Source organism: Terasakiella sediminum (assembly GCF_033100395.1).
GTDB lineage: Bacteria > Pseudomonadota > Alphaproteobacteria > Rhodospirillales > Terasakiellaceae > Terasakiella.
On sequence record NZ_JAWLVJ010000029.1, the window covers coordinates 1 to 25,112 of the forward strand.

Genomic DNA, 25,112 nt, shown 5'->3' on the forward strand with positions numbered 1-25,112 from the left:
TATATCTTGGTTTTTTCATTTCGAATCTCCTGCACTTAATATACGAGAAAATTCTACTTCTAAGGACCACTAAAAATCGGGGGTATTACCACATCTGATCAGTATGGTTTTGATTTTGAGACATTGATTGGCGGACTGCATCAGCCCAATGATCTGTGTGCCAATTGGTTTGATTTTTATAAAACCCGTCGCTTACTTTATATGGCAGGCGAGGCCGTTAAGGTTGGGCGATTGTCTGATGTCTTTCTTGATCGTCTGGAACGCTTGGGGGATCAATTGAATGAAATCGCCCCTGCACCGCGCCAACCGTCTTTGCTGCATGGGGACTTGTGGGGTGGCAATGTTCTGTCTTATCAGGGGAATCTGACAGGTTTTATCGACCCGGCGATTTATTACGGCCATCCGGAAATGGACCTGGCCTTTTCCACTTTGTTCAACACCTTCGGGACTGATTTTTTCGCCGCCTACAACGAGATCAATCCGATTGAACCGGGCTTTAAAGACCGTATCGACCTTTATAACCTCTATCCCTTGCTGGTCCATGTCCGCTTGTTTGGCGGATCCTATGTCAGTGATGTGGATCGGGTATTGCGAAAATATGGCTGTTAACCGACGTTGCGGTTTTCGTGCATTTCAGCGAAGTGGTTGAATTCTTCAATGCGCAGAGGGCGGCTGTAGTAATAGCCCTGACCAAGTTCGCAGCCTTTTTCTAAAAGGAAGTCGTTCTGGTCCTTGGCTTCAATCCCTTCACCGACAACCTCAAGGCCTAAGCTTTTCGCCATGGTCAGGATTGCGACGACCATGGCCGCATCTTCCGGATTGGTGGTGACGTCACGCACGAACATGCGATCCACCTTCAACGTATCCAGCGGGAAGCGTTTCAGATAGTTCAGGCTGGAATATCCGGTACCAAAATCATCAATGGACAGGCGCACGCCCATGGCTTTCAGCTCATGCAGCATGGCCAAAGCGTCTTCCATATTTTCCATCATCAGGGTTTCTGTGATTTCGAGTGACAGTTGGTTGGGATCGAATCCGGTACGATCCAACACGCCTTTGACGATGTTGGGCAGGTTATCTTCCTGAAACTGTCGGCTGGACAGGTTGATACTGACCCGGAAAGGAGTTTGGGACTGTCGCGACCAATCCTGAATTTCCCGGCACGCGGTTTCTAAAACCCATTCCCCTATAGGCAGGATCAGATGATTCTTTTCTGCAAGTGGGATAAACTGATCTGGCGAAACCAACCCACGTTCGGCGCTGTGCCAGCGGATCAGGGCTTCCGCACTTTTCATTTCGCCCGTCTTCATATCCACGATGGGCTGATAGACGAGATGGAATTCATCAAAGGTTTTGACGGCTTGTCGCAGATCGCGTTCAATCGCGCGCTGGGCCTGTGCCTTGGCATCAATGTCCGGCGTGAAGAAATGGAAAGTGTTGCGGCCATTGTCCTTGGCTTTATGCATGGCGCTGTCGGCGTTACGCAGTAGCGTTTCCACATCGTCGCCATCACCTGGCCATGTGCAGACCCCGATCGAACAGGAAATGAAAATCTCTTCATCTTCAATATCAAATGGGCGTTCCAGGCAGTCCAGCAGGTTATGGGCTATGACCGCGAGTTCTTCATCATCCTGAATATTGGGCAGCACGGCGGTGAACTGATCACCGCTAAAACGCGCGATGGTTCCGCTTTCAGGGATGGTGCGTTCAAAGCGTAAAGCGGCTTCCTGAAGAAGCTTATCGCCGATAGTATAGCCCAGTGTGTCGTTGATGACCTTGAATCCGTCCAACCCAATAAAGAGAAGGGCGGTCTGGGTATTGTCCTGACCTGATACATAAAGCGCGCTGATAAAGCGGTTTAAGAACAGGTTCCAGTTGGGAAGGTCGGTGACAATATCGTAGTTGTTACGATGTTGAAGCTGTTCTTCCGTTTCTTTTTGATGGGTCACATCATGGAAGAAGAACACATATTTGGCCTGGTTTAAATCTTCGGTGTCCAGGCTTTGGATATGGGTTTGCACGCGATAGACCGATCCGGTTTTGCTTTCATTCCACAGTAGTCCTTCCCAGTGACCTTCCTGTTCCAGGCTGGTCTGAATGGGCGGCCAAAGTTCTTGGCGTTTATGGTGTGCGATCATCCCGTTGATGGGGAAATACTGCACTTCATCTTCGCTGTAAGCGGTTAGTTCGCTAAAGGCCGGATTGATGGTCAGTACCTGAAAATTGGCATTGACCAGGGCAATGGGCTGGGTCGCTGACTGAAAGACAGACGACAGCATGCGATAGCGCGAGAGTTCGCGTCGCTGGGCAACAAGCTGACCTTTGAGAGCCGCTAGCTCTTTTCTGAGTCTGTCTTCTTCTTCACTCATATGTGTAAACTAAACCCGGTTCTTATCGTTTTTTAGTAAGCATAAAGGCCTTACTAAAAACTGCATAGATAAAAAATGTGCGCAAAGGGATAATCTTTTGCGCACATTTTATTCTTTTAGATAAGCTTGACTTTAGCTCAGCGCCGCACAAGCACGCTGGATGCGGGTGCAGGCCTCGGTTAAAGCTTCATTGCTGGTGGCATAAGACACACGAAAATGCGGGGACAAGCCAAAGGCTTCGCCATGAACCGCAGCCACACCTTCTGTTTCCAGCAGGTAAGTGACGAAATCTTCATCGGTTTCAATCACTTTGCCATCCGGTGTTTTCTTGCCGATCAGGCCTGCACAGCTTGGATAGACGTAAAAAGCGCCTTCCGGTGTCTGACATTCCAGACCTTCGGCTTCGTTCAACATTTTCACAACCAGGTCACGACGCCCCTTAAAGACTTCGTTATGTTTGGCAACGAAATCATGCGGGCCGTTCAGGGCTTCAACAGCGGCTGCCTGAGAGACAGAGCTCGTGTGTGTTGTGCTTTGGGACTGGATTTTGTTCATTGCCTTGATGATTTCCAGTGGACCTGCCGCATAACCGATACGCCAGCCTGTCATGCAGTAAGCCTTGGATACGCCGTTCAGGGTCAGGGTGCGGTCATAAAGTTTTGGTTCAACCTGCGCCGGGGTGACGAATTTGTAATCATCATAGACGATCAGTTCATACATATCGTCTGTCATGATGCGCACATGATCAAATTTCAGCAATACGTCTGTAAGCGCTTTCATCTCATCATAGGAATAGCCAGCCCCTGTCGGGTTGGATGGGGAATTCAGGATCACCCATTTTGTCTTATCGGTGATGGCTGCTTCCAGATCGGCAGGTTGCAGTTTAAACTTTGTTTCTGCCGGGCAGTTTACAAAGACAGGAACGCCGCCCGCCAGCAGGGTGATATCGGGATAGGATACCCAATAAGGGGCAGGGATGATCACTTCATCGCCATCGTTCAGGGTTGCCATCAGGGCGTTATAGATATTTTGCTTGCCGCCACAGCCAACGGAAACCTGATCCGGGGTATAGTCCAGATCATTATCGCGTTTCAGCTTGGCGCAAATGGCTTCGCGCAATTCAACTGTACCCGCTACGGCCGTGTAACGTGTCTTTCCATCCTTCATCGCTGTGATGGCGGCATCGATGATGTGCTGTGGCGTGTCAAAATCAGGCTCGCCTGCGCCAAGACCAATAACGTCGTGACCCGCAGCTTTCAGTTCAGCAGCTTTGGTCGAAACAGCAATGGTCGGTGAAGGTTTAATGCGCGACAATTTGTCAGCAAGAAAAGACATGGTACTCAGACCTTATTCAAATAGGTGAAGTTACAAAAACGAACAGGTCCGTTTACAACGACCCATTCGTCAAAACAGGGGGACCCTACGCTTGCAATCGGGGCGTGGCAAGACTTAATGGACAGATTTGTGACAAAAATGCAGGCAAAGAAAAAGGCACCCGATGAGTGCCTTTTTCCCGTTTGATAGAAAGGAGATTAATCTTCCACATCAAGTTCCTGTTCGGTGGTCCTGATAATGCGCGGATCCCATTGAAGAAGTTCTTCATTTTTGCCTTCGTACTCCACTTGGGACAGGTAGTAGCGGATGGCGTTAATACGGGCGCGTTTCTTGTCATCGGATTTAACGATGGTCCATGGCGCTTCTTTTGTATCGGTGTAGAAGAAAACATCTTCCTTGGCTTTGGTGTAACCCGCCCAGTGATTTTGCGATTCTTTATCTACTGGTGACAGTTTCCACTGCTTGAGCGGATCATCTTCACGGCTGGCGAAACGACGGGCCTGTTCTTCTTTGCTCACAGAGAAATAGAATTTGAACATCTTCAGACCTGAACGGTGCAGCATCCGTTCAAATTCAGGAACGGAGCGCAGGAATTCTTTGACTTCATCAGGCTCACAGAAACCCATGACGCGTTCTACCATGCCGCGGTTGTACCAGGAACGGTCAAACAGCACGATTTCACCAGCTGTTGGCAGGTGCGTTACATAGCGTTGGAAATACCATTGCGCCCGTTCGCGGTCCGTTGGTTTTTCAAGTGCGACCACGTGACAACCCCGTGGGTTGAGGTGTTCAATAAAGCGTTTGATGGTGCCGCCTTTGCCAGCCGCATCACGTCCTTCAAAGATCGCAAGGATTTTCTGACCGCTTTCTTTTACGGAGTTCTGCATCTTCAGTAGTTCAACATGAAGGGGCGCGATGATTTCCAGATAATCAGATGTTTTGAGTTTACCAACAGGGGCGTCTGTTCCGTCCAGTTGATCAATTGGTGTGCCTTTGGACAGGCCATTGCCCATGTTTTTGATTTTTTTCTTGGCGTTCTTTTTGCCTTTGAATTTTTCGGCATCACGACCCGCTGGCTTGATCTTCGCCAGTTTTTCAGTCGCGATCATTTCTTCTTCCATCAATTCATCATCAATGGTGTCCGCATCCAGTTTAACAATCTTGGCGGAAGCTTTTGTCGTTGTTTTTTTAGCGCTCATATACGTCTCCATTGGTGATTCGAAAAATACTATCGGAATGTAGCAAAAAAACGGCCAGACCAATGTGACGCAAGTCAATTTAGAGATAAATAATCTACCCCTTAAGCCCAAAGAATGACTTGAGTTTTCCAAGAAACAGGTCGGTTTCTTTGGCTAACGCTTCTTCGTTGTTATCTTCCGGGCGATTGGCAATCGCGGATTGATTTTCCAAATCACGCAAGGCAACGGCTTTACTGAGCAAGGCTGCTACATCTTCATTGCGGGCGAACAGGTCCGACATGGCTGATTTGGTGATTTCACAGACAACGACATCGGTGGCACAGATAATGGTGGCAGAGCGGGGTTCACCCGTCAGCAATGATTTTTCCCCAAAGAAGGTGCCGGGGGCAAGATCAGCCACTTTGAAAGAGGTGTTGTCTTCCTGTTCAATCAGCACTTCCAGTAGGCCTTCTGCCAGAATGAACATGGAATTGCCGTCATCGCCTTGCGAGACAACCGTATCCAGTTTGCGGTAATGGTGGATGCGCATTTTTTCCGCGATGAATTCCAGGTCTTCCAGTTCGAGGGCTTCAAACAGGGACAGCTTTTTGATCTGTGTGACCTGATCTTTTGGATATTGCCAGCTTTTCTGACGCCAGGGCATCTGGGTCATATAGACGTCGCGCTTGGGATAAGAAAGGGTCAGGCCCGCGTGATTTAAATGTTCCATCACATTGTTGATGATGGTGTTACGTGCTTTCGCTGTCGTTACATGATCCGGATCGATGTAATAACGCATTTTATATTCGATCCCGAACGGCGTAACCCCGCTGGAACGTACTTTTGGGGCGGGGTTGGGTAAAGGACCTTTTGACCCGATGGAGGCTTGAACCGCAGCGGTCAAAACCCGGATTGCCCGGTCTGTTGGCACGGAATAATCAAGGGTGAAGACAAGTTCAAAGCGCGAAACCTCACCCATGCCGCCCATGCTGTAATTGGAAAGAATGGTGGTGGTGATAAAGCTGTTGGGGATAATGATAATATTGCGCCCTGTGGTCCACAGCCGTGTGGTGCGCCAGTTGGTTTCTTCCACCCGGCCTTTATATTCACCAAATCGGGTATGGACATTGATCCATTGACCCACCTTGAACGGGCGTTCCATATGAATGGCGAGCCCGGAAAATGTATCTAGAATGAGATTTCTTAGTGCAAAACCAATGACGATACCAACCGCACCGGAGGCCGTCCAAAAGGCCGTGATCGACTGGTTAAAGACGAAGACCAGCACACCGGAAAAAGCCAGGAAGATGATAAATACATTGCCTAGCTGCACGATCAGACGGGGCGGGGGGCGTTTGACGGTGCGTTCCACCAGTCCTTCCCAGAAGATGATGCGGGTCAGGCGGACAAACAGCAACGCCCCGATAATCCAGGCGATGATAGAAAATATCTGAATGGCAGTCTGATGCCATTCTACAGGCAGATGCAGCAGGGTGATGATGTCGTCGATGTTCCAGATCGCCGCACAGACCGCGATGAAAAGAACAAGCGGGTTCCAGATCTTTGAAAGTGCGTTTATCATGTTAGGTACAGTTCATTATCCCGTTCGTGTTTTTTAGATTTATTGCAAATTAATGACAAAACGCCAAGCCCGTATAACTACGTCTCAATGGGGGCTGGTCAAAAGACCGCCTTCTGGCTATATGTTGATGCATGGATAATTCAGAGATTTTTACACCGATTAAGCGACCGATCCCCAAGGGTGGGAAGTCCTTTAATCTGGTCAGCGATTTCAAACCTTCCGGCGATCAGCCCGAAGCCATTGGTGAACTTGTCAAAGGCATCAAAGAAGGTGAAAAAGATCAGGTGCTGTTAGGGGTGACGGGGTCCGGTAAAACCTTCACTGTTGCCCATGTGATTGCAGAATTGCAGCGCCCGGCCATTGTGCTTGCGCCCAACAAGACGCTGGCGGCTCAGCTTTATAGCGAGATGAAAAATTTCTTCCCCGATAATCACGTGGAATATTTCGTTTCGTTCTATGATTATTATCAGCCGGAAGCTTACGTTCCCAAGACCGATACCTATATCGAAAAAGACAGTTCGATTAACGAGCAGATCGACCGGATGCGTCATGCGGCGACACGGTCTTTGCTGGAATATCGCGACACCATCATTGTGGCATCCGTTTCCTGTATCTACGGTATCGGTGCGGTGGAAACGTACGCGGAAATGACCCTGAGCATCGAATCCGGTGGGGAATATGACGTGCGCGATATGATGAAGGGACTGGTGGAACTTCAATATCAACGCAATGACAATAATTTCCATCGCGGAACCTTTCGCGTGCGCGGGGATATTATTGAAATTTTCCCGTCTCACTTTGAAGACCGCGCCTGGCGTTTGTCTTTCTTTGGGGAAGAACTGGAAGATATCTGGGAATTTGATCCGCTGACGGGGGAGAAAATCACCACGCTGGACCGGGTCACCGTCTATCCCAACAGTCACTATGTGACGCCTCGCCCCACCTTGATGCAGGCATCCAAAAAGATCAAGGCAGAGATGAAGGAGCGAGTTTCCTGGTTTCAGGAAAATAACAAGCTTCTGGAAGCCCAACGCATTCAGGAGCGCACGACCTTTGATCTGGAAATGATCGAGACCACAGGCTTCTGTTCAGGGATCGAAAACTATTCGCGTTACCTGACGGACCGGGCACCGGGCCAGCCGCCGCCCACGCTGTTTGAATATCTGCCCGATGATGCTTTGCTGTTTGTGGATGAAAGTCATGTAGGCGTGTCTCAAATCGGCGGCATGTATCGCGGGGACTATAACCGTAAAAGCACGCTTGCATCTTATGGCTTCCGCCTGCCATCCTGTGTTGATAACCGACCGCTGAAATTTGAAGAATGGGATCATATGCGCCCACAGACGGTCTATGTGTCGGCCACCCCGGGTGACTGGGAGATGGAACGCACAGGCGGTGTCTTTGCTGAACAGGTGATCCGCCCGACAGGCCTGATTGATCCAGTGACCATCGTGCGCCCGGTGGAAACCCAAGTGGATGATTTGCTGGATGAATGTAAGCAGACAGCCGCCAAAGGTGAACGGGTACTGGTTACGACGCTGACCAAACGCATGGCCGAAGACCTGACGGAATATTTTCATGAACAGGGTATTCGTGTGCGTTATATGCATTCGGATATCGACACACTGGAACGTATTGAGATTATCCGTGATTTGCGTCTGGGGGCGTTTGACGTTCTGGTCGGGATCAACTTGCTGCGGGAAGGCTTGGATATCCCGGAATGTTCGCTGGTTGCTATTCTGGATGCGGATAAAGAAGGCTTCTTGCGATCCAAACGATCTTTGATCCAAACTATTGGCCGCGCGGCGCGTCACATCGACGGACGCGTGATTTTGTATGCCGATAAGATGACGGAAAGTCTGGATTATGCTATCGGCGAAACCAACCGCCGTCGTGCTAAGCAGCAAGCCTATAACGAAGCCAACGGCATTACCCCGCAGACGGTGAAATCCAATATTTCTGATGTTCTGGATGATGCGTCTCAAGGTGATTATGTGGATGTGGATACCGGGGCAACGGGTGAGAAACATCTGGTCGGTAAAGACCTGAAGACCGTTTTGGCCGATATGGATAAACGTATGAAAGAAGCCGCGGCCAATCTGGAATTTGAAGAAGCCGCCCGTTTGCGTGACGAAATCCGGCGTTTGGAGGCATCCGAACTTGGTCTTGATCGTGCTGGTGTCGCCAAGGGGGCGGCCCAACGTGCAGGGGCGGGAAAGAAAAAGAAGAAGCGCCGCTAAGACAATAGAAAAAGCCCCACAGCTCTATAACTGTGGGGCTTTTTGTTTGTCAGGCTTTAGCCTTTGTATTTTTTAATCTCACCTGATTCCAGACGATCAGAATAAGATTTCAGTTCTTTCTTCACGATCTTGATCAGGAAGTAGAGACCTGTGATGTTGACAACCGCCATGGAGAAGATGGCTGCATCAGAGAAGTCGATGACTGGGCCGAGGTTGGCAGCTGCACCGATCACAACAAACACACAGAACAGCAGTTTGAAGACCAGCTCAGCCGTTTTGCCTTCACCAAACAGGTAAGTCCAGGCTTTCAGGCCATAGTAAGACCAGGAAATCATGGTGGAGAATGCAAAGAGGATAACCGCAAGAGCCAGTACATATGGGAACCAGCTTACCGCGCTACCAAAGGCCGCAGACGTCAGGGCCACACCGGAGTTGCCATCAACAGTTTTGATGCTTGATCCATCCAGAATGTAAAGACCTGTGTTGGCATCTACCATCAACTGACCGGAGATGATGATGACCAGGGCAGTCATTGTACAGATCACAACCGTATCGATCAGTGGTTCCAGCAGGGAAACGAAACCTTCGGTAATCGGCTCGTTTGTACGAACGGCAGAGTGCGCAATCGCAGCAGAACCAACGCCTGCTTCGTTTGAGAAAGCCGCACGTTTGAAGCCTTGGATCAAGGCACCAACAAGACCACCTGCAACGCCAAGACCTGTAAAGGCACCTTCAAAGATCTGACCAAAGGCCCAACCGATTTTGTCAGCGTTCAGCAGGATAACAACAATCGCTGCACCGACATAAAGAATACCCATGAACGGAACGACTTTTTCGGTAACGCGGGCGATGGATTTCATACCACCAACGATCACGGCGAAGACGAGGGCTGCGAAAGCAAGACCTGTGATCCAGCCCGGATAGTCCCCAACGATACCGGAGATTTGAGCATGTGCCTGGTTTGCCTGGAACATGTTACCGCCACCAAAGGCGCCACAGATACAGAAGATCGCAAACGCAACGGCCAGAATTTTACCGCCGGGCAGGCCAAGTTCCTTGAAGCCTTTGGAAATATAGTACATCGGACCACCAGAAACGGTGCCGTCTTCATATTCGTTACGGTATTTAACACCCAGCGTACATTCCACGAATTTGGATGCCATACCCAAAAGACCTGCAAGGATCATCCAGAAGGTTGCGCCTGGACCACCGATCCCGATGGCAACGGCCACACCTGCGATGTTCCCAAGACCAACGGTACCTGAAAGGGCGGTTGCAAGGGCTTGGAAGTGGCTGACTTCACCAGCGTCTTTCGGGTTGGAATAATCACCCTTGACCAGTGAAATTGCATGTTTGAAGAAACGGAATTGGACAAAGCCGAAATAGAGTGTGAAAACACTGGCTGCAATCACCAACCACATTACGATCCAGGGGAAACTGGTGCCCGGGATCGGGGCAAAGATCAGGCCGACGAACGGGCCAGTTACAGTTGCGAAAATTTCATTTACTTTTTGGTCAAGGCCGGAAGCTTCTTCGGCCATTGCGCTGGACGCGCCAATGAGGCCCATGAATTGGGCGAAAATCATGGTTAAAAATAATTTCATTTTAGGAATTCTCCAGACTACTTGACGACGGTGACAGGGATGTCTGCGCTCATCACCAAATTGGATGTGGCGCTACCGAAAATGCGTTTTGAGAACCCGCCTTCTGAAGTACGGGCGATCACAATCTGATCGGCATTTTCTTCTTTGGAGATGTCAATCAAGGTCTGGGCAACATCACCGTGGCGAACAACGCCTTTTGCATTGATGCCAGCAGCTTTCATTTTTTCAACGGCAGGATCGATAATACGCGATGTTGCCATTGCAATTTCATTTTCGCGGCGTTCGTGACGTTGGGCGTTTTCTTCCTGTGTCTGGAAAGAGAACGGGGACCATTCGATCACATAAGCGACGATCAGTTCAGCATCACCGATCAGCTTTGCCTGGCTTTCACCAAAGGCAAGGGCGCGGTCACCTGAACTATGGCCATCCAGGCCAATAAGGAGAGTAGTAGTCATTGAAACCTCTTCTGTTCATTGTCTCTCTTTCCCGAAATGACCCTGGGGAGGACATTCATTTTTTGAATGGGTCAAAGGCAGAGAGACTTGCTTTTTGAATGTCTGAGGTTAGAATAAGTAAAAACGACTAGATATTGTGCCTAAATATAGGTTAAAATCGCGAAAAATTCCTGTTTTATAGTTTTTTGGAGGAAAATGTTCTAAATGGCGAAGGTATTAGATAATGTTGATAAAGGGATTCTGAATGAACTGCAGGAAAATGGCAGATCCTCCATCGTTGATCTGGCAGAACGGGTGCATTTAACCAAGACACCCTGTTCAGAACGAGTAAAGCGGCTGGAACGTGAAGGCTTCGTGCGCAAATATAGCGCGGTTCTGGACCCGGATATGGTTCAGCGCGGGCAAGTTACGCTGGTTCAGGTCAGTCTGTCCAAAACATCAGAAAACGCTTTGCCGGAATTTAACAGGGCGGTGAAGAAGCTGCCGGAAGTACAGGGTTGTTATCTGATTGCCGGTAACTTTGACTACCTTTTGAAAGTTCGCACTCGCGATATCAGTCATTTCCGTGATGTGTTTGAAGATAAGATCAGCAAGTTGCCCAGCGTCATGCAGACCCATTCCTTTGCGGTGATGGAAACTGTAAAGGAAAGTACGCATATTGATATGTTTGGTGTGGATATGTAAAAATAGAACCCTCTGTCGTTGAAGGTTCCTGTTTATTTTTACGTTTTGTCGATGGCGCTGAGGTCAGCGTTTTCATTGACGACGACTTGTTTGATATCCAGATGAATACTGCGGTCATCATCTGACCACAGGATGGTGGCGTGGGCGGCCATCTGAACGGTGCGGCTGTTTTCAAAATCCAGAAACAATAAGCCAACACGGCCATCGGTTTCGATATTGCCCAGCGTGTTGAAAAAGCGATTCCCCGGGTAATCGGGGAAGATCAGGCTGTTTTCATCCAGCACCTGGATAAAGCCGGGTTCCCCACCACGATGCGACATATCGACACCGGAATTTCGTTCATCCATTTCCTTGCTGCGCGATGCGATGAAAAACACGTCTGCGTTCTGAATAACCGATTGCAGGTCGTTATTCAGTTTGCTGTGCGTTTCTGGCGCGTCCGTACGCCCGGTCGTGGTCTTGATCAGCACGTCACGGCGCTGGATATATTTGGGGCAGTTGCCGAAGCTTTGATCCACCTGCAGGTCAATCACCCCATTTTCATTTGTGGCGATGGTACCATTCAGGCGGTTGCGACGCCGAGTGTGCAGTTCAATACCCAACATGCCGATCTTTGCACCTGATGTCAGGTGATCTTTCAGCGGATCGCCACTGACAGGTAGGGCCTTGATATGCAGATGATCATCGGTCGGGCTGGTGGTAAACCCCGGGGCCCCTGCCAGATAGCTTGCCCAGGGATGTCCATCCTGATCCAATCCTCCAATGAAAAGGAAGGGCAACTGTCTGAAGAAGTCTCGGTGTTGTTCGGGCATTTGTGTGCGAATGAATTTGGCGCCCACCCTTCCTGAAATTTCATCCACGCCAAGGCGTTTCTGAATGGTGACTTCACCTTCATGGAAAGGGGTGGGCAGGGGGGTGTTGTCAGAAAGGGTGGACATGATTTCAGGTCTCCGTCTTTTTCATGGCGACAAAGTTCGGCAGGGCTTCAACCGCCTTGATCCATTTCTGGATGGTCGGGTAAGGCGCTAAATCCACATGACCTTCCGGGGCGTGCGCCACATAGCTATAGGCAGAAACGTCCGCAATGGTTGGTGCTTCGCCCGTGGTGAAGGTGCGGTCTTTCAGCAGGCCTTCCAAGACGTCAAACAGGTCTTTGGATACCTGCAGGCATTTGTCATGGTCATGATCGGTGCCAAAGACCTTGACCAGACGCGCTGCACCGGGTCCGTTGATAATCATGCCGGATGCGAGCGCCAGCCACTGTTGAACATGGGCAGCTTTGACAGGTTCGGTTGGAAGCCATGTGCGGTCTGAGTCATATTTGGTGGCAAGATAGGTCAGGATGGCATTGGATTCCCAGATGATGACGCCATTGTCGTCAATAACAGGCACCAGACCAAAGGGGTGCAGTTTATTGAGATAGTCCGGTGTCTTATGTTCCCCATTTGCCAGATCAACGGGGATTAGCTTATGTGGGATATCCAGCAGAGACAGCATTAACTGGGCACGGTGTGCGTGACCGGAAAGCGGAAACCAGTATACTTTTACCGGATCAGCATTTTGGGGGAAAAGGGCATTCGTCATTTTCTTGAGGCTCCAATTAGGGGTAAATGGGATATGCCTCAGTTATATCGATTTAATTTTTTCAAGATAATTAGGTTATTTTAAGAATAACTATTTCAAATTATGAAATGTTACATTGGCTGGCTATGGTCTGTAGCCGTTTCTTCAGCCGGGGGGCTGCGAAATCAAGGAAGGTGCGCAGCTTTAAAGGTACCAATCGGCCTTGGGGATAGACAAAATGCACGGGGTTAAGTTTGGTGGGATAGTCTGTAAGAACCCGTTCCAAGACACCACGATGGATTTGTTCTGCCGCCTGATAAGATAAAACACGGGTAATCCCGGCATGATGAACGGCACTTTCAACAGCAGCCTCGGCAGAATTGACCATCAGGCGCGGTTTGATGGGAAAGGTCTTTGCTTTGCCATCAATGTTAAAGGTCCATTCCTGGCGTAAATCAAGATTACCAAAGGAAATAAGGTTGAAATCATCCAATGTGTCCGGCGTGGGTGTAGCGCCTTTTTCCTTTAGATAAAGAGGGCTTGCACAATGGAGGAACTGCACATGGCCCAGCGGTTTCGCCATCATGGTGCTGTCGCTTAAGTTCCCGATGCGCAGGCCCAGGTCAATATGTTCATCCAGCAGGTGCAGCACCTGATCCGCCAGCTGCAGGCGGATGTTGACCTTTGGAAACTCATTTAAAAATTCCCGCACGATGGGCAGGACGTGTAATTTTCCGAACGCAGACGGGGCCGTGATGGTCATGGTGCCTACAGGTTCGACAAATTCACTGGAGGCTTGACGTTCGGCCTCCTGCACATCATTTAGGATCCGGCGCGCGGCTTCCAGATAGCGCGCCCCGCTTTCAGTCAGGGAGAGCTTGCGGGTGGTGCGGGTCAATAACTGTGCACCCAGATGGTCTTCCAGCTCGGCAATCTTCCGGCTGACAGTTGGCAGGGGCATGCTGAGTTTTTGCGACGCCTTTGAAAAACTTCCCGTATCCACCACATGGGTGAAGACGGTCATTGCGGATAACTGGTCCATCAATCTATTCCTTTTGAAAGAATTGCTGCTCAATTATCTCTATTATTTTGAAAAATGATATAAATAATGTGGTTGTCTCATCCGTAAATTGCCTTTTCTTACCTGTGATTTACTGCCATGATGGAGGATGCTGAGAAAAATACGCCGTACAGTGATGGTCTTGATGGCCAGTCTTCTGACTTTGGCACAGGCTGCCAAGGCCGAAACTTTGCGCGTTTCAACAGAAGAATGGCCGGGCTATACCAATGCGGATATGACCGGGCTTTATTTCGACATCCTGAATATGGTTTTTAAACCGCATGGCTATGCACTTGATGTGCGCATCGTGCCTTATACCCGTTCCATCCATAATACGATCTCCGGCAAAAGCGATCTGTGGATCGGGGCTTATGAAGGCGATAATGAAGAGGCGATATACCCAAAGAAGTATTATGATCTGGATCTGGTCGAAGCGATCTGTGTCTCTGGCATTCTGACAGATAAAAATCCGTTGGATAGCCTGAATGGGAAAAAACTAGGCTGGATCAGGGGCTATGAATATGATGCCTACATCCCCTTTGATGCGAACTTTCGTGAATTTGATGATCGTGCCGCGGCCATTGACAGCCTGCAACGCCAAAAGCTGGATTGCTTTTTGGATGATAAAACCATCAATGACTATCTGCTGACCAATTATCCTGATTTGGTGAAAGAACTGGATCGCCGAAAGATCATTTTTCTGCCGCTGTTTTTTGGCTTTTCACCCACTGAAAAAGGGAAGCAACTGGCGGACCTGTTTGATCGCGAATTCCCGAAATATGTCATGTCCGGTGAACTGGAAGCCCTGCACCAGAAATGGAACCTGCCTTTCTATCACGAACAGATGCTGAAACGCCTGAATTAGAACTGAATGTGAATATGGTCATCGTGTCTTGCAGCACGACATCCCTGAAATTTAAGGATGCCGCCCTGAATGCCATATCTTTTTGCAAGGTGTGGCTCGATAAACATTTTCCTCAAGCCCAAATCTTTTCCTGATGTATTCAGCCATTTAAGTGCTGTGCGCATGCGATTATCTTCAAGGACAAGGTTGTTGACGATGGGTTGGAACCAGTTCATATCCCAACGCATGGTCAGTTTTTGTTTTGTTGTATCACAGGGTTCAGAAACAGGCCGCTCGAATGCCCAGTACCCAATTGGTGATCTGGTTTTTCCATTCAGGAAATGACCGTTTTCATCTTTATAGAAAAAAGCGAAATCCAGTTTCTTGCCATCATGATGGGACAGATGTGGCAAAAGGGGGAAGCGATCAATGAAAGGGAAGTTTCCATCCAGTGCGATGGTTTTTGTGCCGTGATACTGTTCGTTCATATGCTCGGCCAATTGGGTGGCAACATAGTGCATTTCCGGGGTGACATAATGTCTGTTCAGGATACAATAAAGGGGTGATTGTACTTCCAGGTTTTCCCTTTTTTCAGCAAAGCAAGAGAGGGGGACACGACCGAAATGAGGGGCGATGTAAGTAGAGGAAACAGAAAGAACAGCGTAAAAAACTACAAAGACCAAAGGAACGAAAATACGATTTTTTGACGGGGTAAATGTGATCCATCTTTTGCAAAGGAGCATCATGATATAGGCTATGCCACCAAGTTGAGAAAGAGCGGTTAAAATCAGGATGACCAGTCCATGGAGTAATATTGACAGCATTTCTTTTTCCCCGTTTTAATCACCTGTATGTCATTGATTATAAGAAAAGCAGCCAGCGTTTTATGATAAAGGTCACAGATACCATATATATTGATGCTTCAGAGATTGAAGAAAAGTTCATCCGCTCCCCTGGCGCTGGTGGGCAGAAGGTGAATAAGACGGAGACGGCTGTGCAATTGCGATTTAACGTACGCGCGTGTCCTGCCATTCATCATCAACACTTCCTGCGCCTGCAACGCCGTGCCGGTCAACTGATGACGCAGGATGGGGTGATTGTGATTACGGCCCATAGTTTCCGCACTCAGGAGCGAAACCGCAATGATGCGCAGGAACGTCTGATCAAAATGATTGCGGAAACGGCACAGGCCCCGAAGAAACGCCGCAAAACCAAACCGACCAAGGCGTCGAAGCAAAGGCGACTGGATCAGAAAAATCGCCGTAGCGATGTAAAAAAGAACCGGGCGAAGGTTCAGTTATGATGAAGGATTACATTGAAACCTTCGGAATCGTCTGGGGGCACGAAGTAACTGGTGAAAAGATCGAACTGTTCGTCGCTGACCTGATAGGGGTGAACGCCACTGGCATTTCGGTTGTGCAGACGTTTTTTACAAATTTCATCAGATAGATCAATGAAATGAAGTTCATGGTCCGCTTGCGCTGTTTCGAATAATGTTCGAAGCCAGTTTCTTTGTTCAATGGTATTTGCCGGAAAGTCCATTACGACTGAGACCCCTTTTGACAATAGGGAGTTTACATGGGGGGCAATTGCCTTTCTGAGACGTGCAGAATATTTTACGTAATCTTGCAGGTTGTTGATTTCGTTCGGGAAGAGTATCGACATCCAATGATCTTCACTGAGCAGGATTGTCAGGTCCTGATTTGCGAGTTCTTTAGCCTTTGTGGATTTTCCTGCCGCTATTTTGCCGCATAATAGATAGAGTTTTGACATTTCTACAATCTGTTCAATTATGATTTATGACACCAGATTTGGTACATCCCTGCAAATGTATCCGGGTATTCCTGTTCAAATTGATGCCAGAGTGCGAGGTCGTTCTTGGCATTTTCGTTTGGGTTAATGGTCCTGAATTTTTCTATAACTTGTGGATCGGATAATTCAAAACCAAGAAAGGTAAGCCCGAGTTTTTCTAACGCTGATTGAACTTCCTTTAAGGTGAATTGATGTTCCTGTACGTGAAACAAAAGGTCTCTACATTCACTTAAACTGAAAAAATCTCTTTTACCAAGAAGCTTTTCGATGAGTTCATTGCCTTTATTTGCCTCATGCATCAGATCGGTTCGACATTGTCGAATGCCCTGGCTGGTGGGTTGATAGCCCCGTTCTTTGATGAATTTTCTTCCTGCATTTACAGCTTGGCGCGCAGTTCTGCTATAGAGGCCGATTTTCATAAGACCATTAGCCTTTAACTTGTCTGTCAGAATTGCCCAACCTGCTATAGGGTCGCTAAGGTGATGAAGAACCCCTACAGATTCAATCAAGTCAAATTGATGAGTTTGATTTTTCAGTTCCATAATATCAGCTTGGGCAAAACGGATATTGTTGATTCCAAGTCTGTCGCAATGGCTTTGTGCATACGCAAGGCTGCGCAAACTTAAATCAATGGCAAGGACGTTACAATTTGCAAATCGTTTTGCTGTTTCAATAGCGTGCCGGCCTGTACCACAGCCCGCAACCAGAATGTCTGGTTCGGTCGGCGACAGATAGGTAGAGAGATTGAGTTCCAGCGGGGGGGCTTCTAGAGCATTTTTGATTGTGCTTGACTGGATCGCATATCCGGGATTAATCCATTTTGGATAAGGGTTTTCCTCATACATATTGCGAACAGCACTGGAAACACCTTCTTGAACAGGTGTGAGTTGTTCGATTGCGGTCAATATCTTTGCCTCACTTTCCAGTTCATCTTTTTGTTTCGACAAAAAGTCACGGACAAGAGAGGGAAGCAAGTTTAAATCCAGTTTGCTGACCCATGTGTATTCAGAAATGGGTTTGTAGCATGCAAGGATAGTGACCCAATAAGGTGGCAGCTTTTTGGACGTTTCCATCTGTTCATTTAGGGCTGTTTCCAACTGGTTAAGGAGCTTGGTTTCCTCAGTTGTCTGTGTGAAGACGAAGTCATTTAAATAACTTTGTTGTGCAATGGCCAGTACGACAGGCAGGGCCGCATGATCAGAAATTTTTTCTGTAGCAATAAAATGCAAGGCCTGCCTTCTAAGGTCTGTTAAAGCGCTTTCCAAGTCTTTCGAATAGATGGGAAAGAGTTGTAACATTTTTAAGAAAAGGGTGAGCTTAGATAGCTTTTTGAGTTGTTGAAACAATAGTTTTGGTGAGAGCGTTGTTTCTTCAAAAAGTTTTTTAAACTCTTTGTGTTGTAAAAGCGCATTTACGATATGTTGAAACAGATTTTGCGGGGATACAAATGGGAAATCCAATAGTTTAAGCAAATCAGGTTCATTGGGCTGTTGTTTCAGGCTTGGATTTCTCAGGGTCTCTGAATATGCATACCAATATGTCTGATTACCACGTTCCAGCTGGCAGGCTTTGCGAAACGCTGTGTAGGCTGCATCTATCTGGGTTAATTGCTGACAAGACAGACCCAGATTAAAATGAAGAAGTGGATCTCGAGGGGATGATTTTAGAGCCTGTTGATACGTCAAGATTGCTTTTTCATAGTTCTTTTGGTCAGCATAACTCGCGCCTAGGTTTGTGTAGGCATCGACGGCATTTGGATTTAAGGCAATGGCTTTTTCACAAAAATAAACGGCTTTTTCCAGATCTTCCTCATCTCTGTAGATTGCGCCCAGATTACTGTTTGCTTCGGCAAAGTCGGGGTTTTGTTGCAGAGCTTTTTCGATATAGCCGATGGCTTCTGCATTTTGGCCTCTGGCATGTTTCACCAATCCAAGAAGATGCAGTGCATCTGTGTTCGTCGGTTCAGCTTGCAAAACTTGTCCGTAGATATTTTCGGCTTCATTTAATTGTCCTTGTTGGTGATGTGTAAGCGCGATTTGTAAGGCTTGTACAATAGAGATAGATTGGGACATGAAAACTCGACCTTGAGCGTGATTTGTCAGACTGGATATGTAAAAGTTATGCAAACCTTGAACATCGGTCAAAAGAATTCTTTTGCACAAGTTTGTGTCTTCAAGCACGATAAAGGAGTAGGAAGAAGTGATATGATCTCGAAACAAGATTTAAGGATAACTTTAAAATGGATATTCAGGCAATTTTGGCGCTGGTGGTTGCAACGGCTGTTCTGGGGCTTGTCCCCGGACCGATTGTGGCGGCCCTTGTGGGCCGTGCGCTTTTTGGTGGGGTGAAATCCACCTTTGGTTTTTTGGCAGGTGTCTTTGTGGGTGATCTTGCCTGGTTGCTGGCCGCGGTATCTGGTCTTGGTTATATGGCGGCGACTTATTCAACGGCCTTTCTGGTGATTAAATATGTCGGTGCGGCTTATCTGATCTATATCGGCATTCAGGCCATTCGCCATGCCATGGATAAAAAACAGGAAATCAAAATCCCGAAAAGCGCACGAAAAGGCGCTGGCTTTATCAGTGGCCTGCTGGTGACATTGGGCAATCCCAAGCTGGTGGCCTTTTACGTCGGTTTTCTGCCGACCTTTATTGATATGCAGGCGTTGAAATTCAGTGAAACTCTGCTGGCAGCGATCCTTGTGCCTTCCACTTTTGCCCTGTTAAACTTCGGCTGGGCGGTCTGTGCGGCCAAGGCCAAGACCTTGTTTAAATCGGCAACTCCGTTGCGGGTTTTGAACTATATTTCTGGTGGCTTACTGGTTGGCGCAGGTGCTGTCATGATGGCGGAAGATTAATCCTTTCATGTTGATGTCCCCTGTCATCGGGCACCGTGGTGCGGCGGGTCTTGTCCCTGAAAATACCCTGGACAGTATCCGCAAAGCTGCCAGCTTGGGCTGCGGTTGGATTGAAGCCGATGCCTGTCTGTTGGCAGATGGGGAGGTCGTGCTGTTTCATGACGAAACCCTTGATCGCTGCACCAATGGCACCGGGCGTGTGCGCATTCAGGCATGGGATGAAGTGCGCAAGCTGGATGCAGGCAACGGCCTGAAGGTGCCTTTGCTGACAGAAGCGATTGATCTGTGCCGTGGTCTGGGGCTTGGTTTTAATATCGAGCTGAAGGTTCAGGAAGATGAAGGTGTCGAACTAGCAAGCGCTGTTTCACGTATTGTGAAGGGGCGGGACTGTGGCGAGCTGCTGATTTCAAGTTTCGATCAGGCTGCCCTTACTGCTTTTGATTTGCCTTATCGCAAAGGGCTGATCTGTGAGGATTTGCCGGAGAATTGGCAAGAAGTTGATTGTGTCTCGGTTCATCAAAGTGTGAATCATGTTTCCAAACAGACAGTGCATGCGTTGAAAGCCGCAGGTAAAGAAGTCTATGTCTTTACGGTCAATGAAGCAACAAAGGCTCAGGAATTGTTCGATATGGGCGTGGACGGGTTTTTTAGTGATCGCCCGGATCGCTTGACTGGGCCTGCACATCCTCGTACAGCATGACCATACGGTCTACGAACCAGATTTTGCCAGCCATCGCGATGATCAGCCCGCAGATGGTGAAGACCAGGTCAAAACGATAGAGCCCCCACATCATAATGAACACACCGACGACAGAGACCATCACGAGATTATGGGCGGTTTGGGTATGGCCTTTGGGCAGCGCCAGTGTCTTGCGGTTTAGAAACAGCTGTTCGCCCATCACCCCTTTGGACGCCCAGTTATCGGTTGATTTGGGCGGATTGAACAGGCGGGGATTCAGCCAGATCCAGAAGACGACGAGGGCGAGGGGATAAAGCGCATCCCAGCCCAGCCACCAACGGCTCCAGACTACCACACACAAAAGGGGCAGGGTGGTAAAGCGGGTATAGACACTCCATGGGTTGGCATGGCGCGCCCAGCTCGCCCCATCCATGGTCATGATCTTTTCTGACAGTTTATACATCAGGCGATCAGACCCAGCTCGCGTTGCAACGTCTTGGTCAGTTTTTTGGAGATAATGTCATAGGCAGCTTCGATGTAATCTTTCAGATCATCATCCTTCATGCCGACAGGGTCTTGTACCTGCACCCATTTGGCACGGGCCAGATAAGGGGCAGGTACGATGCCTTCCTGTTCAATCAGGATATCATAAGACAAATCGGAACATTTAAAGCTGATGCGTTGATAATCGTCGTCTTCATAAAGGGGCGCAATGGCGAATATCTTTCCGCCAATTTTCCAGACGCTGGCACCGCCCCACTGGATGACATGGGTGGTTGCTTTTAGGGAAGCACAGAACTGGTCAAATTCATCACGTGTCACTTGTCTTTTCCACTTACTCTTTTGTCATCCCCGTTTTCACGGGGATGACGGCATTGGTTAAAACAACACCTTTGTCATCTCTTTCTCAGCATCACCAAATGTTTCATCAAACCCGTCCGGTGCATTGATCACCGCCAGACCTGTGCCATACATGCCGCGCTCTTTTTTCGGTCCGATCAGTTCAAAAAAGGTAGCATCTTTCAATCCTGCCTTCAAATCTTCGTGGCGACCTTCCGGCAGCATGGGGTACCAGATCATGATCACGCCTGCTTTCCAGCGTTTGTGCACCCCATTGGCCAGTTTGGCCATGGTGGTATAGTCATCCTTAATCTCATAAGACGGATCAATCAGCAAAGCCCCATCGGCGTTGCGGTTGGGCAGGAAATCAATCAGGTGATATTGCGCATCTTTATGGATGAAACGCAGACGTTGGTCACCCGCCAGATTAGCCTGCAATTCTTCAAATTCGGTGGGGTGCAGTTCAAACAGGACGGAGCGTTGGTTTGTACTCATCAGATGCTGTGTCAGAGCAGGGGAGCCGGGATAAGTCAGTTCCGTATGTTTTTCCTGAAAGCTTTTGATGCTGTCCTGATAAAACTTCAGGCCGTCACTGGACACAGAGGCATCTTTGATCTTTGCATATCCATCCTGCCATTCCCCCGTTTTGGTGGATTGGTCGCCACTGAGGTCATAAAGACCGCGCCCGGCATGGCTATCAAGGAAGGTCACGACCTTTTTATGGTCGGCGAAATGTTTGATCACAAGACCAAGGGCGGTATGTTTATGGACATCGGCAAAGTTACCGGCGTGATATCCATGTTGATAGCTCAGCATCTGATTATATCTTTACTTTGGTGGATGGAGGACACCGTCTACTTCAACCGCCATCTTTTGTAAATGATTAAGGCGACCAAGGCTTTCACAATTCAGGTCCTTGCGGTCTGCTTCCAGTTCATCCAGATGTTTTTTCACGGCGCGCAGACGGTTGCTGGCAGCTGACTTTTTATCCTTGGCCAGGTCATCCAAAGCAAGGTTGAGCTTGGCGCGATAGTCAACAAAGGTTTTATATGCGATTGATTTGGACATTGATGCCTCCCTTCTCCTGTCTATGAAAAAAGGGTATGGGGGCAAAGGCATAGAGTCAAAGAAAAAGGGCGTCTGGTTACCCAAACACCCTAAATCTTAAATCGTTTTTACAGTACTTAGTTTGTACCGCAAGCAGCAACCATAGCTTCTGCAGCACGCAGTTCGCGCTCAGCAGCTTGTTTGGCAACGTCGTTATCCGCAGCAGTCAGCGCATCATTGGCTTTTTGCAAACGGGCTTCGGCATCGTCACGGTTAAGGTCTTCAACCGCGATTGCTTCTTCTGCAAGAACCGCACAGCGTTCCCCAGAAACTTCAGCAAAACCGCCGACGACAAAAATGCTTTTGGCAACCTTGTCGTTTTCATAGATGTCGATAATGCCTGGACGTACAGTCGTCAGCATTGGCGTGTGTCCGGGCAGGACACCGAAGTCACCTTCGCCGCCCGGAACCACAACCATTTCTACATCTTCTGACAGAAGCAGCTTGGCCGGGGAAACGAGTTCAAATTGAACTGTATCACTCATAGTGTTGTCTCCTGGCTAGTTGTTACTGTCAAATTAAGCGGCTTCAGCAGCCATTTTCTTGGCTTTCTCGAGAGCTTCATCGATCCCGCCAACCATGTAGAACGCAGCTTCTGGCAGGTGATCGTAATCACCAGCTACGATACCTGTAAACGCCTTGATGGTGTCTTCCAGTTTAACGTATTTACCAGGAGAGCCTGTGAAGACTTCCGCTACGTGGAATGGCTGAGAAAGGAAACGCTGGATCTTACGAGCACGTGCAACCAACATTTTATCTTCTTCAGACAGTTCGTCCATACCAAGGATGGCGATGATGTCTTGCAGAGATTTGTATGTTTGCAGTACACGCTGAACTTCACGAGCAACTTTATAGTGCTCTTCACCGACAACGCGTGGCTCAAGTACACGAGACGTAGAGTCAAGTGGGTCTACCGCAGGGTAGATACCGAGCTCGGCGATGGAACGGTTAAGTACTGTTGTCGCATCCAAGTGAGCAAATGAAGTGGCTGGCGCAGGGTCAGTCAAGTCATCCGCAGGTACGTAAATGGCTTGTACAGAAGTAATGGAACCTTTCTTCGTGGAGGTAATACGCTCCTGAAGGTTACCCATTTCTGTCGCAAGTGTTGGCTGATAACCTACCGCAGAAGGAATACGACCCAGAAGGGCTGATACTTCTGAACCCGCTTGTGTAAAGCGGAAGATGTTATCAACGAAGAACAGCACGTCCTGGCCTTCTTCATCACGGAAGTATTCCGCCATCGTCAGACCAGTCAAAGCGACACGAGCACGCGCCCCGGGAGGCTCGTTCATCTGACCGTATACGAGCGCAGCTTTAGACTCATCAGAGTCAAGCTTGATAACGCCGGATTCGATCATCTCGTGGTAAAGGTCGTTACCTTCACGTGTACGCTCACCAACACCCGCGAATACGGAGAAACCACCGTGACCTTTCGCAATGTTGTTGATGAGTTCCATGATAAGTACAGTTTTACCTACACCCGCACCACCGAACAGACCAATTTTACCACCCTTCGCATATGGTGCGAGAAGGTCGATAACTTTAATGCCTGTTTCGAGAATTTCAGCATCCGTAGACTGGTCTACGAATTCTGGTGCTTCACGGTGAATTGGCAGCGTACCTTTGGACGTTTTGATGTCGCCACGTTCGTCGATGGCCTCACCGATTACGTTTACGATACGACCAAGTGTTTCTGGGCCAACCGGGATAGAGATCGGTGCACCAGTGTCTGTGACTTCCTGACCGCGAACGAGGCCGTCAGTTGTGTCCATCGCGATACAACGAACTGTGTTTTCACCCAAGTGCTGGGAAACTTCCAGCACCAGACGTTTGCCCTGGTTTTCAAGTTCCAGAGCGGACAAGATTTCAGGCAGGACGTCGTCGAACTGTACGTCGACTACCGCACCCAGTACCTGAGTTACCTTACCAATATTTTTGCTCATCGCAAAAAACTCCTACTTCGCAAATTAATGCGTACTAACGGTTACAGCGCTTCTGCGCCGGAAATGATTTCGATCAGTTCATTCGTAATAGCGGCCTGACGTGCACGGTTGTAAGTCAGGGTAAGACCATCAATCATCTCACCTGCGTTACGTGTTGCGTTGTCCATGGCAGCCATACGAGCACCCTGTTCGGAAGCAAAGCTTTCGAGCATGGCACGGAAGATCTGTACCGAAAGGTTCCGCGGCAATAGTTCTTCCAGGATGTCTTCTTCTGAAGGCTCATATTCGTACAGAGCACTCAGTTCGTCATTCTGGCTTTCTTCCTCAGCGGCTTCATCAGAAGCTACTGCGAAAGGAATAACTTGCAGCGGCGTTACTTCTTGTGTAATAGCGGAAATAAACTTGTTATAAACCACTGTACAAACGTCGATTTCACCTTCTTCATACATCGTACGGATGCGAAGTGCGATGGCATCAGCGTCGTCATACTGAGCGCCGTTCTTGGTCAGATCTTCCATCGTTTCAAGGATTGTTTCCCCGAACTGACGGTTAACCTGATCACGACCTTTGCGACCCAGACACAAGACTTTTACGGATTTGCCAGCTGCTTGCAGCTCGGCAATTTTATTCCGGGCATATCGACCAATGTTTGCGTTGAAACCACCGCACAGGCCACGGTCGGAAGACACAAGCACGATAAGGTGCTTTTCGTCTTTACCGTTACCAGCCAGCAGTTCCGGAGCGCCGTCAACACCGTCGAAGCTCTTGGCAAGAGCTCCGACCATGGCTTCCATACGCTCGGCATAGGGACGTGCGGATTCTGCAGACATTTGAGCCTTACGCAGTTTAGCCGCAGCCACCATCTTCATGGCCGAAGTGATCTTCTGTGTCGATTTGACACTGTCGATCCTGATTTTTAGGTCCTTGAGGTTTGGCATATGCCTATATCCTCTTCTTCAA

General features: G+C 48.6%; 26 protein-coding genes. 7 read left to right on the forward strand and 19 right to left on the reverse strand.

Annotation, left to right across the window (positions count from 1 at the left end):
* Positions 1-84 precede the first annotated feature (84 nt).
* Entirely contained in the window at positions 85-609 is a 525-nt protein-coding gene (locus RYZ26_RS17450; RefSeq protein ID WP_317684570.1) for a fructosamine kinase family protein, read from the forward strand.
* Here RYZ26_RS17450 and RYZ26_RS17455 read toward each other — a convergent pair.
* The 4 genes from RYZ26_RS17455 to RYZ26_RS17470 all read right to left on the reverse strand — a co-directional run bounded on the left by RYZ26_RS17455 (position 606) and on the right by RYZ26_RS17470 (position 6,464).
* Positions 606-2,369, reverse strand: coding sequence for a putative bifunctional diguanylate cyclase/phosphodiesterase (locus RYZ26_RS17455; protein ID WP_317684534.1), 1,764 nt, complete (start codon positions 2,367-2,369; stop codon positions 606-608). The genes RYZ26_RS17450 and RYZ26_RS17455 overlap by 4 nt on opposite strands.
* A gap of 132 nt (positions 2,370-2,501) precedes the next feature.
* A complete protein-coding gene (locus tag RYZ26_RS17460) occupies positions 2,502-3,704 on the reverse strand; it encodes a pyridoxal phosphate-dependent aminotransferase (RefSeq protein WP_317684535.1) in 1,203 nt (400 codons plus the stop codon).
* A 197-nt stretch (positions 3,705-3,901) separates the two neighbouring features.
* On the reverse strand, positions 3,902-4,903 hold the full coding sequence (ppk2, locus tag RYZ26_RS17465) for a polyphosphate kinase 2 (RefSeq protein ID WP_317684536.1): 1,002 nt from the start codon (positions 4,901-4,903) through the stop codon (positions 3,902-3,904).
* Positions 4,904-4,997: 94 nt separating this feature from the next.
* Positions 4,998-6,464, reverse strand: a complete 1,467-nt coding sequence (locus tag RYZ26_RS17470; protein WP_317684537.1) for a mechanosensitive ion channel family protein — start codon at positions 6,462-6,464, stop codon at positions 4,998-5,000.
* Positions 6,465-6,595: 131 nt separating this feature from the next.
* Between RYZ26_RS17470 and uvrB the strand changes: the two genes are divergently transcribed.
* Complete coding sequence (gene uvrB, locus RYZ26_RS17475; protein WP_317684538.1) at positions 6,596-8,704, forward strand: excinuclease ABC subunit UvrB; 2,109 nt, start codon at positions 6,596-6,598, stop codon at positions 8,702-8,704.
* Between the two features lie 56 nt (positions 8,705-8,760).
* On the opposite strand, the gene RYZ26_RS17480 is transcribed toward uvrB, so the two are convergent.
* Both RYZ26_RS17480 and RYZ26_RS17485 read right to left on the reverse strand, forming a co-directional pair.
* Positions 8,761-10,308, reverse strand: coding sequence for an alanine/glycine:cation symporter family protein (locus RYZ26_RS17480; protein WP_317684539.1), 1,548 nt, complete (start codon positions 10,306-10,308; stop codon positions 8,761-8,763).
* Positions 10,309-10,325: 17 nt separating this feature from the next.
* A complete protein-coding gene (locus RYZ26_RS17485) occupies positions 10,326-10,763 on the reverse strand; it encodes a universal stress protein (protein ID WP_317684540.1) in 438 nt (145 codons plus the stop codon).
* 204 nt (positions 10,764-10,967) lie between these two features.
* Here RYZ26_RS17485 and RYZ26_RS17490 point away from each other — a divergent pair, with 204 nt between their 5' ends.
* The gene (locus tag RYZ26_RS17490) at positions 10,968-11,447 is read left to right on the forward strand and encodes an Lrp/AsnC ligand binding domain-containing protein (RefSeq protein ID WP_317684541.1); all 480 of its coding nucleotides are present in this window, start codon (positions 10,968-10,970) and stop codon (positions 11,445-11,447) included.
* Between the two features lie 38 nt (positions 11,448-11,485).
* Here the strand turns inward: RYZ26_RS17490 and RYZ26_RS17495 are convergent, their stop codons facing one another.
* The 3 genes from RYZ26_RS17495 to RYZ26_RS17505 form a co-directional block, all read right to left on the reverse strand.
* Positions 11,486-12,385, reverse strand: a complete 900-nt coding sequence (locus RYZ26_RS17495; RefSeq protein ID WP_317684542.1) for a pyridoxamine 5'-phosphate oxidase family protein — start codon at positions 12,383-12,385, stop codon at positions 11,486-11,488.
* Positions 12,386-12,389: 4 nt separating this feature from the next.
* Complete coding sequence (locus RYZ26_RS17500) at positions 12,390-13,031, reverse strand: glutathione S-transferase family protein (RefSeq protein ID WP_317684543.1); 642 nt, start codon at positions 13,029-13,031, stop codon at positions 12,390-12,392.
* Between the two features lie 100 nt (positions 13,032-13,131).
* Complete coding sequence (locus tag RYZ26_RS17505; protein WP_317684544.1) at positions 13,132-14,052, reverse strand: LysR family transcriptional regulator; 921 nt, start codon at positions 14,050-14,052, stop codon at positions 13,132-13,134.
* A gap of 127 nt (positions 14,053-14,179) precedes the next feature.
* Between RYZ26_RS17505 and RYZ26_RS17510 the strand changes: the two genes are divergently transcribed.
* Positions 14,180-14,935 carry a substrate-binding periplasmic protein gene (locus RYZ26_RS17510; RefSeq protein ID WP_317684545.1) on the forward strand — a complete coding sequence of 252 codons (756 nt, stop codon included), beginning with the start codon at positions 14,180-14,182 and terminating at the stop codon, positions 14,933-14,935.
* Here RYZ26_RS17510 and RYZ26_RS17515 read toward each other — a convergent pair.
* A complete protein-coding gene (locus tag RYZ26_RS17515) occupies positions 14,932-15,435 on the reverse strand; it encodes a hypothetical protein (protein ID WP_317684546.1) in 504 nt (167 codons plus the stop codon). The genes RYZ26_RS17510 and RYZ26_RS17515 overlap by 4 nt on opposite strands.
* Before the next feature lie 365 nt (positions 15,436-15,800).
* Here RYZ26_RS17515 and arfB point away from each other — a divergent pair, with 365 nt between their 5' ends.
* Positions 15,801-16,217: an alternative ribosome rescue aminoacyl-tRNA hydrolase ArfB gene (arfB, locus tag RYZ26_RS17520; RefSeq protein ID WP_317684547.1), complete on the forward strand. Its 417-nt coding sequence runs from the start codon at positions 15,801-15,803 to the stop codon at positions 16,215-16,217.
* Here the strand turns inward: arfB and RYZ26_RS17525 are convergent.
* Positions 16,208-16,687, reverse strand: coding sequence for a P-loop nucleotide/nucleoside kinase family protein (locus RYZ26_RS17525; RefSeq protein ID WP_317684548.1), 480 nt, complete (start codon positions 16,685-16,687; stop codon positions 16,208-16,210). The two genes, arfB and RYZ26_RS17525, sit on opposite strands and share 10 nt — an antisense overlap.
* Positions 16,688-16,704: 17 nt before the next feature.
* Positions 16,705-18,798 carry a tetratricopeptide repeat protein gene (locus tag RYZ26_RS17530; RefSeq protein ID WP_317684549.1) on the reverse strand — a complete coding sequence of 698 codons (2,094 nt, stop codon included), beginning with the start codon at positions 18,796-18,798 and terminating at the stop codon, positions 16,705-16,707.
* A gap of 167 nt (positions 18,799-18,965) precedes the next feature.
* Here RYZ26_RS17530 and RYZ26_RS17535 point away from each other — a divergent pair, with 167 nt between their 5' ends.
* Entirely contained in the window at positions 18,966-19,583 is a 618-nt protein-coding gene (locus RYZ26_RS17535; RefSeq protein WP_317684550.1) for a LysE family translocator, read from the forward strand.
* A gap of 7 nt (positions 19,584-19,590) precedes the next feature.
* On the forward strand, positions 19,591-20,283 hold the full coding sequence (locus tag RYZ26_RS17540; RefSeq protein WP_317684551.1) for a glycerophosphodiester phosphodiesterase family protein: 693 nt from the start codon (positions 19,591-19,593) through the stop codon (positions 20,281-20,283).
* On the opposite strand, the gene RYZ26_RS17545 is transcribed toward RYZ26_RS17540, so the two are convergent.
* From RYZ26_RS17545 to RYZ26_RS17575, 7 genes are all read right to left on the reverse strand, one after another.
* Positions 20,231-20,725: a DUF6653 family protein gene (locus tag RYZ26_RS17545; protein ID WP_317684552.1), complete on the reverse strand. Its 495-nt coding sequence runs from the start codon at positions 20,723-20,725 to the stop codon at positions 20,231-20,233. The genes RYZ26_RS17540 and RYZ26_RS17545 overlap by 53 nt on opposite strands.
* On the reverse strand, positions 20,725-21,084 hold the full coding sequence (locus tag RYZ26_RS17550; protein ID WP_317684553.1) for an MmcQ/YjbR family DNA-binding protein: 360 nt from the start codon (positions 21,082-21,084) through the stop codon (positions 20,725-20,727). The genes RYZ26_RS17545 and RYZ26_RS17550 overlap by 1 nt, the downstream gene beginning before the upstream one ends.
* A gap of 57 nt (positions 21,085-21,141) precedes the next feature.
* Positions 21,142-21,918 (reverse strand): 23S rRNA (adenine(2030)-N(6))-methyltransferase RlmJ, encoded by a 777-nt coding sequence (gene rlmJ / locus RYZ26_RS17555; RefSeq protein ID WP_317684554.1) that lies wholly within the window; start codon positions 21,916-21,918, stop codon positions 21,142-21,144.
* A 12-nt stretch (positions 21,919-21,930) separates the two neighbouring features.
* Entirely contained in the window at positions 21,931-22,170 is a 240-nt protein-coding gene (locus RYZ26_RS17560; RefSeq protein WP_317684555.1) for a hypothetical protein, read from the reverse strand.
* Positions 22,171-22,286: 116 nt separating this feature from the next.
* Positions 22,287-22,694: a F0F1 ATP synthase subunit epsilon gene (locus RYZ26_RS17565; RefSeq protein WP_317684556.1), complete on the reverse strand. Its 408-nt coding sequence runs from the start codon at positions 22,692-22,694 to the stop codon at positions 22,287-22,289.
* Positions 22,695-22,727: 33 nt separating this feature from the next.
* A complete protein-coding gene (gene atpD / locus RYZ26_RS17570) occupies positions 22,728-24,152 on the reverse strand; it encodes a F0F1 ATP synthase subunit beta (RefSeq protein ID WP_317684557.1) in 1,425 nt (474 codons plus the stop codon).
* A gap of 41 nt (positions 24,153-24,193) precedes the next feature.
* Positions 24,194-25,090, reverse strand: a complete 897-nt coding sequence (locus RYZ26_RS17575) for a F0F1 ATP synthase subunit gamma (protein WP_317684558.1) — start codon at positions 25,088-25,090, stop codon at positions 24,194-24,196.
* Between the last annotated feature and the right edge of the window lie 22 nt (positions 25,091-25,112).